This window comes from Bacterioplanes sanyensis, assembly GCF_002237535.1.
GTDB classification, from domain to species: Bacteria; Pseudomonadota; Gammaproteobacteria; order Pseudomonadales; family Oceanobacteraceae; genus Bacterioplanes; species Bacterioplanes sanyensis_A.
This window is the reverse complement of sequence record NZ_CP022530.1, coordinates 1706392-1722557: the sequence shown is the minus strand read 5'-3', so window position 1 is coordinate 1722557 and position 16166 is coordinate 1706392. Positions and strand designations below refer to the sequence as shown.

13 protein-coding genes are annotated in these 16166 nt (G+C 54.7%); 6 read left to right on the top strand and 7 right to left on the bottom strand.

Features of this window, described 5'->3' with window-relative positions; genetic code table 11:
• Window positions 1-24 precede the first annotated feature (24 nt).
• From CHH28_RS08145 to CHH28_RS08125, 5 genes are all read right to left on the bottom strand, one after another.
• Window positions 25-1215: an imelysin family protein gene (locus tag CHH28_RS08145; protein WP_094059838.1), complete on the bottom strand. Its 1191-nt coding sequence runs from the start codon at window positions 1213-1215 to the stop codon at window positions 25-27.
• Window positions 1216-1296: 81 nt separating this feature from the next.
• Window positions 1297-2721 (bottom strand): DUF4856 domain-containing protein, encoded by a 1425-nt coding sequence (locus tag CHH28_RS08140; RefSeq protein WP_094059837.1) that lies wholly within the window; start codon window positions 2719-2721, stop codon window positions 1297-1299.
• 213 nt (window positions 2722-2934) lie between these two features.
• On the bottom strand, window positions 2935-3255 hold the full coding sequence (grxD, locus tag CHH28_RS08135; RefSeq protein WP_094059836.1) for a Grx4 family monothiol glutaredoxin: 321 nt from the start codon (window positions 3253-3255) through the stop codon (window positions 2935-2937).
• An 88-nt stretch (window positions 3256-3343) separates the two neighbouring features.
• Entirely contained in the window at window positions 3344-7003 is a 3660-nt protein-coding gene (locus CHH28_RS08130; RefSeq protein ID WP_094059835.1) for a hydantoinase B/oxoprolinase family protein, read from the bottom strand.
• 310 nt (window positions 7004-7313) lie between these two features.
• Window positions 7314-7979: a c-type cytochrome gene (locus CHH28_RS08125; protein WP_094059834.1), complete on the bottom strand. Its 666-nt coding sequence runs from the start codon at window positions 7977-7979 to the stop codon at window positions 7314-7316.
• A gap of 9 nt (window positions 7980-7988) precedes the next feature.
• Here CHH28_RS08125 and CHH28_RS08120 point away from each other — a divergent pair, with 9 nt between their 5' ends.
• The 5 genes from CHH28_RS08120 (at window position 7989) to CHH28_RS08100 (ending at window position 13286) form a co-directional block, all read left to right on the top strand.
• Window positions 7989-8294: a hypothetical protein gene (locus CHH28_RS08120; RefSeq protein ID WP_094059833.1), complete on the top strand. Its 306-nt coding sequence runs from the start codon at window positions 7989-7991 to the stop codon at window positions 8292-8294.
• 103 nt (window positions 8295-8397) lie between these two features.
• A complete protein-coding gene (gene leuS, locus CHH28_RS08115; RefSeq protein WP_094062018.1) occupies window positions 8398-10992 on the top strand; it encodes a leucine--tRNA ligase in 2595 nt (864 codons plus the stop codon).
• Complete coding sequence (gene lptE / locus CHH28_RS08110; protein WP_157729833.1) at window positions 10982-11482, top strand: LPS assembly lipoprotein LptE; 501 nt, start codon at window positions 10982-10984, stop codon at window positions 11480-11482. The genes leuS and lptE overlap by 11 nt, the downstream gene beginning before the upstream one ends.
• Window positions 11479-12483, top strand: coding sequence for a DNA polymerase III subunit delta (holA, locus tag CHH28_RS08105; protein WP_094059831.1), 1005 nt, complete (start codon window positions 11479-11481; stop codon window positions 12481-12483). The genes lptE and holA overlap by 4 nt, the downstream gene beginning before the upstream one ends.
• Before the next feature lie 209 nt (window positions 12484-12692).
• The gene (locus tag CHH28_RS08100) at window positions 12693-13286 is read left to right on the top strand and encodes a hypothetical protein (RefSeq protein WP_094059830.1); all 594 of its coding nucleotides are present in this window, start codon (window positions 12693-12695) and stop codon (window positions 13284-13286) included.
• On the opposite strand, the gene CHH28_RS08095 is transcribed toward CHH28_RS08100, so the two are convergent.
• Window positions 13283-14125 carry a sugar nucleotide-binding protein gene (locus tag CHH28_RS08095; RefSeq protein WP_094059829.1) on the bottom strand — a complete coding sequence of 281 codons (843 nt, stop codon included), beginning with the start codon at window positions 14123-14125 and terminating at the stop codon, window positions 13283-13285. The two genes, CHH28_RS08100 and CHH28_RS08095, sit on opposite strands and share 4 nt — an antisense overlap.
• A 159-nt stretch (window positions 14126-14284) precedes the next feature.
• On the opposite strand from CHH28_RS08095, the gene CHH28_RS08090 reads away from it, so the two are divergent.
• Window positions 14285-15628, top strand: coding sequence for an OmpP1/FadL family transporter (locus tag CHH28_RS08090; protein ID WP_157729832.1), 1344 nt, complete (start codon window positions 14285-14287; stop codon window positions 15626-15628).
• Between the two features lie 54 nt (window positions 15629-15682).
• On the opposite strand, the gene CHH28_RS08085 is transcribed toward CHH28_RS08090, so the two are convergent.
• On the bottom strand, window positions 15683-16102 hold the full coding sequence (locus CHH28_RS08085) for a hypothetical protein (RefSeq protein ID WP_094059827.1): 420 nt from the start codon (window positions 16100-16102) through the stop codon (window positions 15683-15685).
• Between the last annotated feature and the right edge of the window lie 64 nt (window positions 16103-16166).

Below are 16166 nucleotides of genomic sequence, written 5' to 3'. Positions count from 1 at the left end.
GAAGTGCCCTTTTTATTGGCGGCTTTAATCGCCGTCGGCTTCGGCATCACGAGGGACATTGAGCCCCAAGTTAAGCGCCATCTGGCCTTTTAAATCATCACTGAAGTTTTTAATTTTTGCATCCAGTGCACATAACTCCAACACATTTGAGCCACTGGCTGTTGCGGTGGCATTAATGCAGCTCGCGACATCACCGTCGCTGTTGTCTGCTGCGGCAGTGGTAACAATGTCACGCATACTGGCATCCAAACCCTTGGCACCATCGATGGCAACCTGCAAAGAAGTCAGCATCGAGTTGGCCAGGTCGGCTTGGCCTGCCGCTACTAGGTAGGAAGCAAAACCACCGTTGTTGCCTTTGCCTGCTGTCATCAGCGCTTTGGCGCCTTCCAAATTCGCAGCAACGGCTTCGGCGTTGATATCCGCAAAGGCCATTTCCAGCTTTTCTGGTTTAAACACGTCATTGGCATTTTGCGGCAATACGGTTTTTTGCAGTTTTTCGCCTTTGGTTTGGTTATAGACGTAGAACATGGCATCAAAAATTTGCTGTGCTGCGGCTTGGCCACCAGGGCTGTTGGCCGGATCATAGCTGCTTAAATCAAAGCTTAAATTCGCCACATTGGTGCGCATGGACTCAATCGCGGCTTGGGCAAATTCACAGCGCTTAGTAGCGTCCGACGCTTCGGCCGGTGCATCGCTACAGCTGGCCAGCGGTGCATCAGCAAACAACACATATTCTACCGCTGGCAAACCGCGCACTTGTGGAGTGGTCGCGGCAAAGTTACCCGATGCAATCACGCCGTCCATATTGCAGGTTTTATTCACACTCAATGGCCAGCTATAAAAAGCATTGCGATATTCTTCCACCGGGCCAAATTGCATCACCTCGAGTTGTTGCCAAGTCAGCATCGTTTGCTGCCAGCTTTGCTGTGCCGCCATGCGAGCCGTTGCTTGCTGTTGGCTGCCAATCGCTGCGCAATAGGCATCGGTTTGTTGCTGCAAGTTAGCTAACTGAGTCGAGAACTGTTCTGTTGCTTGGTATTGAACTTGGTCTAACTCTGCCAGCATTTGCGTGCAGTTAAAGCTATCCGAATTAAGCGCCGTGCAAGCATCAGCACTGGTATTGCCATCGGATGACGAACCGCCACCACCGCCGCCGCCACAAGCCGCTAATACCAGCGCTGAAGACATCAAGGTTAAAGCCGACTTTTTCATCATTAAAAAACTCCGCGTAAAAACAACAAAAGGGCCGCCCGCAAGCGGACAGCCCTGTAACTCTTGGTTAATTAGCAGCCGTGATTACCACTGGCTAACGTCACCTTCAAAGTCATATACGTCTGCCAGCAGTGCACGCGCTTGTGTCAGTGCAGTGCTGTAGGCTTCGATGTTGCCACCTTCCAATACCGGCGCCTGACCGATCAGGCTGTGCAGCTGCTTCAGCTCATCCAGATCAATTTCGGCAATAGGATTAAATTGCAGTGCCAGAGCAAAAGCTTTCAGTTCGCTCCAGCGCTTGGCGTGACCGTCAAAGTCATAATCATCGCCACCAATTTTTTGCATGTCGGCCAAGGTGCCATTGATGTAGTGAATAACGTTGGCGGCAAAGATCTCTTCCCAAGTTTCGACAATAATCTCAGCCTGCTCTACCAGTTCCGCATGATAGCCTTCGCCAGCCACAGGATCAGTGCCGTAATTATCGACAATGATCTGACGGCCTTTCAGATAGGCATCCATGATTTTTTTGCTAGTGTCCCAACCTTCGATGCTGGCATCACGCTTATTGGCGTATTGAGCCATCGGGAAGGTAAACTCAGCTTCCAGATCAATCTGACCATCGTTGTTGGTGTCGTGATCTTTTTGCGCTTTCAACTGCTCGTCGGTGTAGCTGTTATAGTCACGCGCCGCACCAAAGTAACCAAAGCCTTCATCCCACTGATGCTCCAGTGCGGTGTATGGCTTGCTACCGTCTTTATCACCCGCACTGTTTTGCTTCAACAGGCCTTTGTCGGCTTTTAAATAATCATTGGCCGTTTGTGAGAATGCTACGGCGCCCAGCAAGAATTTTTCGGTCAGCTGTTGGTAATCCAAACCTGTCGCTGAAACATAGTCTTTACCTTGATGATTTTCGTCAGCTGCTAATGCTGCGACTGCTGCAAACCAGCTCTGTACCAGTGCATCGGGTTTCGCGTCTTCACTATCGGCTGCGATATCCCAACCAACAAACTCACCTATGGCGAGTGAATTGTCGATACCAGCCATTTTGCTGTACAGGTTTTTATCGCTGCTCAAATCGCCATAGCCAGCCTGCACCAGTGTGCCATCGTTGACTGAAATACCGACCGGTGTTGCCTCTGTCGCTAGCGTATAAGCATTCTGTGAAGTCAGGTTATAGGTCTGCCCATCAACAGTACTCGTGCCGACCCGATAAACCAGCTGCAGTTTCTGCGCCACGGCTTCCATTGCTGAGTCATTGCTGCCCAGCTCTGAGGCCAACAGCGGGCTGCCGATCAACGCTTTGAGTTCGCTGATCAACACATTGCGCGCTACCTGACCGCCGTAAGACACGGATGATTCACCGTCAACCACCTTGCTGGCAAACTCGTAATTGGCAGGCGCTGTTGGGGTGGTCGGCGCCACTGGGGAATCGTTGTCGTCATCGTCGCTGCCACAAGCCGCCAGCAGAATCGCTGCAGACAGGACGGAAATGCCTTTTACCAGTTTCATCGTAATTATTACCTTTATAAGTAAGACAATAGGTTCAGAATTTGAGACGGCAGATAGTAGCAAAAGCCAAACAAAATGAAAATAATTCTCAATTTTGTGGTATTTTGTAAGGTTTTCCGGCGTTTGGATGGGCTGCGAACGATGTCGCCAGCGCCAATGGCGGGCACAAAAAAGCCCGGCTACCTCAAGGGCGCCGGGCTTAGCGAAACGCGATTATTCCGCTGGGGCAGCGTCTTCCAGCAGTGGCTTCAGCTCACCTTTTTGATGCATGTCGGTGATGATGTCACAACCGCCGACCAGCTCGCCTTTCACCCACAGTTGCGGGAATGTTGGCCAGTTAGCGTATTTTGGCAAGTTGGCGCGAATATCCGGGTTGGACAACACATCAACGTAGGCAAACTTCTGTCCACACTCCATCACCGCTTGTACGGTCTGGGCGGAAAAGCCACACATTGGCTGGTTCGGTGACCCTTTCATGTACAACAGAATGTCGTTGTTTTCGATCTGATCTTTGATGACGTCCATTACTTCCATGGTGCTCTCTCATACTTGGCTCAGGAATTTGACCGGCAGTTTAACACAGCCGATCAAATGCCCGACAGCGGCGCTGGGATATATAACGTCAAGGTTCGCCATAACCACCACCGCCAGGCGTATGCAGGCAGAACGTGTCTCCAGCTTGCAACTCTACCGAGGCACAGCCGGGCAAACGCTGCAGGGTACCACCGCGGCGCAATACAAAGTTGTGCCCGACTTTGCCCGCCAATCCTTGCTGCAAACCATGCGCGGCCACTTGTCGGCGGCCACTAATGATATTGGCTTGCATCGGCTGCAAGAAGCGCAAGTGACGCTCAACACCACAGCCGCCGCAGTGCTGCCCATCGCCGCCAGACAGGCGCCGAATATGAAACCAATCCAACACCACAGGGAACCGTTGTTCCAACACCTCTGGGTCGGTCAGTCGCGAGTTGGTCATGTGGGCATGCATGGCATCAACGCCATCGCCTTGGGCGCTGGCGCCAGTGCCGCCGGCCACTGTTTCGTAATATTGATACTGCTGATCACCAAAGGTGAAGTTGTTGTTGGTGCCTTGGCTGGCGGCCATTAGATTCATTGCCCCCATTAGACAATCAACCAGATACTGGGCGGTTTCTACGTTGCCTGACACCACCGCCGCAGGGTATTGCGGCGCCACCATAGAATCTGGTGGCACCTGAATATTTAACGGCCGCAAAAAACCGGCATTCAGCGGTATGGCCTTGTCCACCAATACACGAAAGCAATACAGCACCGCCGCATGCACAACCGACGTTGGTGCATTGAAATTACCGGGATGCTGCAGTTGCTCGGGACGATAACCGCTGCCAATAAAATCAATCAGTGCTTGGCCAAGGGTTTGGTCGACGTCGATGTTGACGGCAATCTGACTGCCGTCGTCCATCTGGCATTGGAACTGGCCACTGGGCAATTGTTTTAGCGCCTCGCGCACAGTTTCCTCAGCATTGTCCTGTACATACCCCATGTAGGCCTGCACCACCGCCTCGCCGTATTGCTGGCACAAGCGCTGCAACTCTTGTGCGCCTTTTTCGCAGGCCGCCAATTGCGCCGCCAAGTCAGCCAAGTTTTGCTCTGGGTTACGCGCGGGATAACGACCGCTGGCGAGAGCCTGGCGAATGTCGCTTTCCTGCAACTCGCCCTCACGCATCAACACCAAGTTGTCGAGCATTACGCCTTCCTGCTCGATGTGTGTTGAGGTCGCCGGCATGGAACCAGGGCTGATGCCGCCAATATCGGCATGATGACCACGCGCTGCGACAAAAAATGCCGGCTGTGAGCCCGAGGTAAACACAGGTTTGACCACGGTAATGTCAGGCAAATGCGTACCGCCGTTGTAGGGCGTGTTCAATACAAACGCATCACCAGGGCGCATGTCGCTGTGCTCGGCCATAACCACACGAATGCTGTCGCCCATAGACCCCAAGTGCACCGGAATATGCGGTGCATTGGCCACCAAGTTGCCGTGTCGGTCAAACAGCGCACAGGAGAAGTCGAGGCGCTCTTTAATGTTGACGCTGCTGGCGGTCTGCTCCAACACCCACCCCATTTGTTCGGCCACCGCCATAAACATGTGGTTAAACAGCTCTAGCCGCAGTGGGTCACGCTCAGTCGTACCCTGTTGTTGGGTATGTTGTTGGGTTTGCTGTCGGGCTGTTTGTTGGGCTTTCGGTTGGTTGGTAGGCTGCTGGCTTAACAGCAAAGCACCGCTGTCCAACACCTGCAGTTGCCAGCCAGGGTCGACCACAATGGTCGAGGTTGAATCGGTAATGAGGAGTGGTCCGTCCATGGTTTGTCCAGCCGCTAACTGCGTGCGCGCCAGCACGTCTACCGACTGCCAGTCGCTGTCCTGGTATATGGAAACCTTGTCGGACGACATGTTTTTGGTGATGGCAGGCACCTCTGGCAGCTCCAATGCTGCGACCTTATTCACCACACATTCCAACTGCACCGCATCGAGTAAAATGGCGCGCTGCGGGGTAATAAAACCGTACAGTTGTCGATGCTGAGCCTCGAACTGCTGCTGCATGGTTTGCGCATCGGCAAAGTCGACCAACAGCGGTGTGTCGGCACCGTCGTAGCGCAAATAAACGCGCCGCGTGGTGTCAGCATCGTCTTGTGCCCCCAATTGCTGCAAATATTGCTGCCACAAAGGCGCAAAACCTTGCTGCTCGATAGCACTGGACTGCAACTGCGCCAGTGCGCCGTCGACGGATTTTTCCGCCAGCCAACGTGGTTCGGCAACACCAATACCGTAGGCCGACAGCACGCCCGCCAAGGGGTGTAAATAGACCTGATCAATGCCTAAGTTGTCAGCCACACGGCACGCATGTTGCGCACCGGCACCGCCAAAGGCATTCAATACATAAGAATCCAGATCGTAGCCGCGCTGCACCGAGATGGCGCGAATCGCAGCGGCCATATTGTCGATCGCCACGGTCAAAAAATCCTGCGCCAGCTGCTCGGCGCTGTAGCGACGGCCACTGCTGGCCGACACCTGTTGTGCCAACCGTTCAAACTGCTGACGCACGCCATCAAGATCCAGTGGCAGGTTTTGCTGTGGGCCAAAAATAGCGGGGAAATGCGCTGCTTGCAGGCGTCCTAGCAGCAGATTGCAATCGGTGATCGTCAGCGGACCACCGTTGCGATAACAAGCCGGACCCGGATAAGCACCCGCCGACTCTGGACCAACCTGCAAACGGCCATCGCTGTAGTGCACAATCGAGCCGCCGCCAGCGGCCACCGTATGCACCTTCATCATTGGTGCGCGCAAACGCACTCCGGCCACTTGCGTCTCGCTATCACGCTCAAGTTCACCTGCGTAATGGCTGACATCGGTGGAGGTGCCGCCCATATCGAAGCCAATCACTTGGTGGAAGCCGTCACGCGCCGCCGTTTTGGCCATGCCAACCACGCCACCCGCCGGGCCAGACAGCACCGCGTCCTTACCGGCAAAGTGGTCGGGCAATGTCAGCCCGCCATTGGATTGCATAAACTGCAGGTCCACCTGCGGCATGGCTTGGCGAACTTGCTCGACATAGCGCTTGAGCACCGGCGATAAGTAGGCATCCGCCACCGTGGTAGAACCACGCGACACCAACTTGATCAGCGGACTGACCTCATGGCTGAGAGAAATCTGCTGAAAACCGATGCGCTGCGCCAATTTGCCCAGCTGGCGTTCATGCTGCGGAAATTTATAGGCGTGCATTAAGGCAATGGCGATGGCGCGAAAGCCACGGTCATAAGCTTCCTGAAGTTGCAGCCAACAGGCTTCTTCATCCAATGCCAACTCCACCGTGCCGTCTGCTAACACCCGTTCGGGAGCCTCGTACACTTGTTCATACAGCGGCTGCGGTTGTGGTGTATGCAGAGCAAAGATATCGGGCCGTGCCTGGTAACCGATTTGCAGTTGGTCGCGCAAACCGCGAGACGCAAACAATACCGTGGCTTGGCCTTGGCGCTCTAATAAAGCGTTGGTGGCCACTGTGGTGCCCATGCGCACTTCGAGAATGTCGCTGGGCTGATCCGCGTGGGCCAACTGCAACTGACGCATGCCTTCGACAGCGGCGTCGGGATAATGCTGAGGGTTATGCGACAGCAGCTTGTGCGTCACCAACTGACCTGCAGGCGTTAATGCCACCAGGTCGGTAAAAGTGCCGCCACGGTCGATCCAAAAGCGCCAACCTGGGTCATTGCCAATGGCTGCAGTAAAAGAGAAGTCAGACATGTCGCATCGCCAAAAAACTAGGGCCTGTTAACACTATTTCGATCACGCTGTTATGAGCTGAACACCCCTAAAGCACGGCGCGAAGAGGGTGTTTAACGCGTTAAATGAAGGACGAGCAACACGGATTGAGGGACGTTCAGACATACCCCGAAGGGCTGACGTCCGTTTTTCCCTGAGTCGCGTTATTCGTTGCTAATTTAACCCGTTAAACCACACTCCTCATGCCTTACTCAAGAAAAAACTGACGTCCAGCAGCGAAGCGCTAAATAGTGTTAACAGACCCTAGGAGCTGCGACAGCGTAGCAGCTCGCTAGGGCATATGAGCGATGTACGCGGCCACATCATTCAGCTGCGCTTCATCGAGGTTTTGAATGATGGAGACCATGGGCGAGTCACGGCGCTCGGAGTCGTTGCTGTGAAACTTGAGCAAGGTGTTCTGCAAAAACTCGTAGGGCTGCCCAGCGATGCGAGGATATTGGGCATTGCCATGGCCAGCTTCGCCATGGCATGCAAAGCACATTGACTTATACACCCGCTCACCTTCGGCCGCAGCGGCCACTGGTTGCTCACGCTCAACCACTTCATGTTGTGAATAGTACAACGCGATGGCGATGCGCTCTTCTGCGGTTAAATGTTTGGCCAAGGCATTCATCACATAGTCTTGGCGCGAACCATCGGCAAACTTTTCAAACTGGGTAAACAAGTAAGCAGCGTTCTGGCTGGCCAGATTGGGAATGTAGTCACGCGTGCTGTTGCCATCTTTGCCGTGGCAACGAAAGCATAATTGTGCGCGCTCCGCCCCTTCGGCGATGGCGGCCTGACGCAAGGCGGTGTTGTTTTCAATCACGACCATCTGAGCCAGCATGTCTTCCACCGACTCGGCGTGAGTCATCAGAGCACAGCAGCTCAACATAATCAGTGCGGCGATGCGGCCGACAAGCGCGATTGGGTACGCTGTATTTGGGAGTGTTTTCATGGTGTCTTCATGTACTTCCGTTACGCATTACTGCTTGAAACCGCTGATGCACGTCAGTCCGCTTGGACAGCCACACTGTTCATCCATGTGCGCAGTGTTAATCAGCGATCACCACCCTACGACGATTGCAAAATGGCGCCAATAGTCGACTGGGCAAATGGTCAAAAAACCGCCACCAAAGCTGACCTGCATCAAGAGCCACGCGTACGGCGGTTTACATTGCTGGTCGAAGTTCAATGCCGCACCGCCACTCGAGTCCTCGACTGTGACGACAGATTGTGGCCACCGACTCTGGCCACTGATACCGACCGCTAACTCTCGTCACCATCGCCTGACCGGCTGCGCCATGGCTCCACCGGCACCATTGCGGTAAACTGCTGGCTCTTAATAACCTCCACCCAAAAAACAGATCACCATGATGCAAGAGACCTATCAACCGCAGGAAATTGAAGCCACTGTGCAACAGCAGTGGGAAGAGAACCAGGTGTTTAAGGCTGTCGTCGACACCAACAAAGAAAAGTTCTACTGCCTATCCATGTTTCCTTATCCCAGCGGTCGACTACACATGGGTCACGTGCGCAACTACACCATTGGTGATGTGATCTCCCGCTACCAGCGCATGCAGGGCAAAAACGTCATGCAGCCAATGGGGTGGGATGCTTTTGGTTTGCCGGCAGAAAACGCCGCCATCAAAAACAACACCGCGCCTGGCAAATGGACCGATGAGAACATTGCCTACATGAAAGGCCAGCTGAAATCACTGGGCTTTGGTTATGACTGGAGCCGCGAACTGGCGACCTGCAAACCTGAGTATTACCGCTGGGAGCAGTGGTTCTTCACTCAGCTGGTCGAAAAAGGCCTGGCCTACAAAAAAGTGTCGGCGGTGAACTGGTGCCCACACGATAAAACCGTATTGGCCAATGAGCAGGTCATCGACAACTGCTGCTGGCGCTGTGACACCCCGATTGAACGCAAAGAAATTCCGCAGTGGTTTATTCGCATCACCGACTACGCCGAAGAACTGCTGAATGATTTAGACCAACTGGAAGGCTGGCCTGAGCAAGTGGTGGCCATGCAACGCAACTGGATTGGTAAGAGCCAGGGCGTTGAGCTGCACTTTGGTCTTAAGGGTCGACAAGATACGTTGGAGGTCTATACCACTCGCCCGGATACCTTAATGGGCGTTAGCTACGTCGCCGTCGCCGCTGGCCACCCGCTGGCCGCCGAAGCTGCCGAAGGCAACGCCGAGCTGGCCGAGTTTATCGAAGAGTGCAAAAAAGGCGGTACCGCTGAAGCGGACATTGCCACCATGGAGAAAAAAGGCATCGCCACCGGCATGACGGCGATTCACCCAATTTCAGGCAAAGAAGTGCCGATTTGGGTCGCCAACTTTGTCCTGATGGATTACGGCACTGGCGCCGTGATGGCGGTGCCCGCCCACGATCAACGTGACTTTGAATTTGCGCAAAAATACGGTTTGGACATCACTCAGGTGATTGAGCCGGTCTCTTCACCTGACAATCAGGGTGAAGATATTAACTTGGCGGAGGCGGCTTACACCGAAAAAGGCAAGCTGGTGAACTCAGGTGAGTTTGACGGTCTGGAATTTGATGCCGCCTTTGACGCCATCGCCAAATGGTTAACCGATGCCGGCAAAGGCCAGGTAAAAACCAACTACCGCCTGCGCGATTGGGGCGTTAGCCGTCAGCGTTATTGGGGCACCCCTGTGCCTATGATCAACAAAGCCAACGGCGAGCAAGTGCCGACGCCAGCAGACATGCTGCCGGTTGAACTGCCGACCGATGTGGTGATGGACGGGGTTAACAGCCCGATTAAAAACAACCCTGAGTTCGAAAACATCGAATTTGAAGGCGAAGCCGCATTCCGCGAAACCGATACCTTCGACACCTTTATGGAATCGTCCTGGTATTACGCTCGCTACTGCTCGCCGTGGGACGACAGCCAGATGGTGGATCCAACCGAGGCCGACTACTGGCTGCCAGTGGACCAATATGTCGGTGGCATTGAGCACGCCATCTTGCACCTGTTGTACGCGCGTTTCTTCCACAAGCTGATGCGTGACGTTGGCCTGGTGAAGGGCGATGAGCCCTTTGCTAGCCTGCTGTGCCAAGGCATGGTGCTGGCCGATGCGTTCAGCTACCAAAACGACAAAGGCGGCAAAGAATACGTAGCGCCGAAAGACGTCAAAGCCGAGCGCGACGACAAAGGTCGTTTGGTCAAAGCCCTGTGGAATGGCAAAGAGCTGAAGCACGAGGGCATGATTAAGATGTCCAAGTCGAAAAACAACGGCGTGGACCCGCAAGAAGCCATCGACATTTACGGCGCCGACACCGTGCGTTTGTACACCATGTTCGCTGCGCCCCCAGAGCAAACTCTGGAGTGGTCAGAAAACGGCGTTCAAGGCGCACAGAAGTTCCTACAACGTGTATGGCGTTTGGCCCATGAACTGATCAGCAATGGCCTGCCAGCAGCCGTCGATACTGCGGCCCTGAGCAAGGACGAAAAAGACGTGCGCCGCAAAGTGCATGAAACCATTGCCAAGGTCAGCGATGACGTTGGCCGTCGTTACCACTTTAATACCGGTATCGCCGCTATCATGGAGCTGATGAACACCTTGCAAAAAGCCGATCGCAGCCAAGGCCAAGGTGCCGCTGTGGTGTATGAAGGTTTGCAAGCCATCGTGCGCATGCTGAGCCCAATTGCGCCGCACATTTGTCAGGTGATTTGGCAAGCCTTTGGCCAAACAGGCCTGGTGTTGGATGCCGACTGGCCCGCTGTTGATAAAGAAGCGCTGGTGAAAGACAGCATTCAGCTGGTGGTGCAGGTTAACGGTAAGGTGCGCGCCAAATTGGAAGCCTCAGCCGCCGCCAGCAAAGACGAACTGGAAGCCATGGCCATGGCCGACGACGCGGTGCAAAAGCAGATCGATGGCAAAACCGTGCGCAAGGTGATTGTGGTACCTGGCAAGCTGGTGAATATCGTTGCGAACTAACACTTTCACCACGCTGATGTTGCTGGCCAGCCTGATGCTCTCAGGCTGCGGCTGGCAGCTGCGCGGCAGCACAGATCTGTCGGCGGCGATGCAAGTTATGCATTTGCACAGCCAAGCCAGCGAACGTTTTAACCAACACCTGCGTTTGCAACTGCAATACAGCGGTGTGTTGCTCACTCAACGTGCTGACGATGCTCCAGTGCAGTTGTGGATCTCGGCTGCCGATATCGAGCGCCGTGAACTGTCTGTTGGCAGTGACGGCCAGGTATCTGAGTACGAACTGAACGCCCGCTTGCAGGCGCGCTTGCAGCGCCAGCAGTCGGACAGTGATGTGCTCTATGAGATCGAGGCACGACGCATCTTCGCCAACGACATTAACAATGTCACCGGTACGCAAAACACCGAACGCGCACAACGTGAAGCCCTGCAGCAGGAGTTGGCCAATCAGCTGATGCGCCGCCTGCAGTTCACGCAACTGGAAGCACCATGAAGCTGCGCCAAGACCAGCTGCAGGAGCATCTGAAAAAAGGCCTAGCAGCGTGTTATTTGGTATCCGGCGACGACCCTCTGTTGCTGATGGAAGCCTGCGACGCCATTCGCGCCGCTGCGCGCCAGCAAGGCATCGAAGAGCGCGAGCTGTTTCATGCCGAAGCTGGGTTCGACTGGGCCACCTTACGTGACGAAGCCAATGCCATGTCACTGTTTGCTTCGCGCCGGGTATTGGAGGTACGCATTTCCAACGGCAAGCCGTCCGACAAAGGCACCACCTTGCAAGCACTGGCCGAGCACCCCAATCCGGACAACCTGCTACTGGTGGTCATGCCGAGGCTGGACGCTAAAGCGCAGCGCACCGGCTGGTTTAAGGCATTGGATAAAGCCGGTGTGTTTTTACCCATCTGGCCGATTGAGCGCAGCCAATACAACGGTTGGCTGCAACGGCGCCTACACAGTGCCGGGCTGCACGCCGAACCGGCGGCTTTGGCCGCACTGGCTCAGCAAACCGAAGGCAATTTGCTAGCAGCGGTGCAGGAAATTGAAAAACTGCGCTTATTGGGCGAGAGCAACATCAGCGAAGAGCTGATCAACGACGCCATTGGCGACAGCTCACGCTTTGATGCCTTTGGCCTGGCCGATGCTTGTCTGCAAGGCGATTTGGCCCACAGCAGTCGCATGCTGTCGCACCTGCACAGCGAGGGTGTGGACGCCATTTTGATTCTTGGGGCTTTAAATCGCAAAATTCGCCAGCTAATTGCCTTGCACGGCCTTTCCGGCCAACAACTCAGCGCTGCGTTCAAGCAGCAAAACATCTGGCCACGTCAGCAAACACCCTACAAAAAGGCCCTGCAACGCCTGAGCATGACGCAACTGTATGACGCATTACGTCTGTCTGAGAAGACCGATAGCGCCATCAAAGGCAGCGGTGACAATCCTTGGCTATTACTCAGTGAATTGGTCGCAGGCCTCTGTGTTGGCGGATTGGTGACTGGTTAACAGCAGGCTTGCAGGCCAGTTCACAGACCCTAGGCGAGCACCCACCTATACTAGAAACTGATGAGTAAATATCCAGAACTGACAAAAAGCGTCAGTTACCGACAAGGGTCAGCAACGGCCATAGAAATTGTTTGGATATCGCTTAAGATGACACCCAATGCCGATCATGCGGTTTGAGCAGGCATCGAAGAAACAACGAGAGGCTGGCTATGAACACTGCAGTGCAACAGAAAAATTCCGATCTGGTCTGGGACCTGGACAAACTGCATCAGCACCAACGTGCGATTGCATTTATTCAGCAATTCGAGAATCGTTTTTGCGTGTTCTCCACCTCGGTGCGCCAGCTGTACACCAACTACAGCATCTTCTTTCCCGAAGAAGCCAACCGCCAGATGGTCATCTTGCCAGACCCATACGCGTTTCATGACACCTTCAGTCACCTCAACCGTGATGCCGTGCATTCCACTGGCTTACACGTGATTCCTGGCAACCTGATCGGTAAGCAGGGCCTGTACCTGGTGATTTCACACAAAGACAAAAAAGTGCGCTCGGTGCCGATCCCCTTCCAGGAAGGCATCCGTCAGATTCTGCGTCGCTCCAACACCGACGATCCGTTTTTGCCGGTACTGATGAAAGGTGACCTGCGCGAGTTCAATGAAAAGCTGCCGTGCCTGCACTTGCATCGCTTGCGTTTAAGCGAACTGCACAGCTTGTCTAACCTGGAGCGCGATGGCATTCGCAGCGTCATCACCGATAAGCTGATGCGCCTATACCAAGAGTCCGGCAGCCTGAACCTGCATTAAGAAGCCGACGTTTCGTCGGCCTCTGCGCGGTAAAAACGCCGCACCAATCGACTTAACCCCTGCCGCCAGGCTTTGGGTTGAATTCCAAACGTATGAAACAGATGAGTATGGTCGCTTTTCGGCGCCCACACAGATGGCATGATGCCGCCTTCACGTGAGCGCAAATCGGTCTGACTCAGATCTTCATACTGGCTGGCCTCAGCCAGCAACGCCTCAGCAAATGCGTACGACGACACCGGCTCCACGCCGCCAAAATGGTACGTCCCCCACAAGCCATCGACGCAAAAGCTTTGCTTCAGCATGGCCAACACCACGTCAGCAATGTCGTCAGCCGGCGTCGGGTTAAAGGGTTTTTGCATATCGAACTCGAGCAACGACTCAGAGCGCATCTGATTCAACCAGTCGCTGGCGTAATCGCCACCCTGCAACGAAAAGCCCTGTGCCTGGCGTAGGATCAAATGCCGTGGGTTACCCTTGGTCTGGTTTTCCAGTTGCAACAGTTTGCTGGCCAAAGTCGACTCATCAAAGGCATCGGACTGCTCGTTGTAGCTGACGTCCACCGCCGGTTTGAACACCGCCATCGACGACACCAGCAGCACCGGCATGTCCTCTTCCTGCGCCCACTCCAGCCAATAGGGAACGTGGTCCAAGTCTTCCGCTCGCCACATGGATGGCACCAATACCATCACCGGCATGCCAGCGCCGGCCGCGATGCGTTCACGCGACTCCAGCGTGACGCCTTTGCACAGATAGTCTTGCTGTTGCAGCAAACGAATCAGATGTTGACCAACAGGGCGATCAGCGCCCACGACCAGAGGATTAAAACCGGTGTTTACCACACGCACATTCCAGTTGGGAGACAAGGTGTACCGATTATGCCACCAGTCAGCGCGCCTGGCAGCTGCCTCTTTCTGACTTCTTTGTCATCTCAGTGTGGTTTACCTGCTCAAGCATTTTAGGTACTTTCGTACCACACCAATAATAAGAGAATGGACATCATGCAACGATCGTGTCTGACCATCGCCCTGGCGCTGGCCGCCGCTTCCGCTTCCGGCCAGGGGTTTTATGTCGATGAACAATCCGCCCTGCGCTTAGGCAACGCCTTTTCCGGTGGCGCCGCATCTGGCAGCGATGCCTCCACGGCTTACTACAATCCCGCCGCCATGCTGTTGGTGGGCGACGAGATGGCCATCAACTTATCTGCCATTTCTGTGCAGTCTGAGTTCGACGGCGACGCCACCACTGGCGACGGCAGCATTGCCATTCAGGGAGACGACGCCGAGGCTGATAACTTTGACCTGCTGCCGACGCTCTATTATGTGCAGCAAGTTCGTGATGGCCTGGCAGCGGGTGTCTACATCAATGCCCCCTACGCTACCGGCACCGACTTTGGCAGCGATTCCGTCTCTCGTTATCAGGTCAGCGAAAGCAATATCACCGGCATCGACTTGGGCCTAGCGCTGGGCTTTAAAGCCACGAAATCATTGGACCTTGGCGTCAGCATGATCTTGCAGTACCTCGGTGCTAAACAGGTGGTTGCCATCAATACACCGGCGCTGTGTTTGGGGCAGCTCGACCCAGCCACCTGCAGCTCCCTAGGCGTCGATCCTGCGCTACTAGGGAGTAGTACGCTGGACGGTCGATTTGAGATGGAAGGCGACAATACCGACGTCGGCTTTTCGGTCGGCTCGGTCTACCACTTGAGCGAGCAGGCTAGGCTGGGGCTACATTATCGCAGTCGCATTACTCATGAACTCACCGGCAGCGCCAAGGTGAGCTTTCCAGATGGCGCAACAACTCTGGTTAACATTGCCGGGCTGGAGTCGGTGACCACCGCTGGCAGCGCACAAATCAGCACCCCGGAAGTGCTCAACCTGAGCTACTTTCAGCGCCATGGCGCTTGGTCGTGGCAGGCAGATCTGTCATGGAGCAAGTGGTCACGTTACAAAGAGTTGGCGATCCAGAGCCGCAACAGCACCGTAGCGGCACTGACCGCTGAACCGCAGGTGTATGACTGGAACGAGTCCTATCGCTTTGCTGCCGGTGTCGACTATCAGTTGTCACCACAGCTGACGCTGCGCTCTGGGTTTGCCTACGATCAGTCGCCGATTGATGACGACAACGTCACCATCGACTTTGGTTTTGCCGATTACCGCGCATTGTCGGTCGGCTTAAGCTACGCCATCAATGATCAGCTCACTGTCGATGCCGGATTCCAGCATACCTTGCAGCAGCAGCGCGATATTGATCAGAACAATTTGCAATCGGCCGGCGCCCGCCTCAACGGCGAGGTCACCACGGATGTCAACTCAGCTGCCGTGGGCGTGCGCTGGTCGCTGTGATGGTGATGCCGCCAGCACATGACTGGTGGGATGTACTGCGGTGTTAGCTAGATGCTAGCCCGCAGCGAGCGGCAGGCGCGCACGTTCATTTTGATTGCGCAGCGCGTCTTGTTTGCTGGCAAACAGTTGCACATCGTTCAAGGTGATCAGCAATACCCGCTGATCACTTAACCCAACATAACCAGCGCGATGCTCTTGAATGTAGCCGCCGTCTTGCAGCGACAAAGACAACTCCGCCGGAATGGCCACACTGGCCAGCAACCCATTGCCTAACTCGTCATGCACTGCTTCTGCGCGGCTGTACAACGCCAAGGCATTGGCACTGACCGCCAACACCTGGCCATTAATCAACCAAGCCAGATCGACCACATCGCCATTGGCCAGACGTGTGCGCTGCTGGCGCTCAATTAGATCGGAACTGTTTTGCAACAACATGGGCATGTCACCAGATTTCAACAGGCGGACAGTATACATAGTGCCTGATCTCAGTTCATACATTGTCAAAAACTAACATGCGAATTTAATTTATTGATTTAAC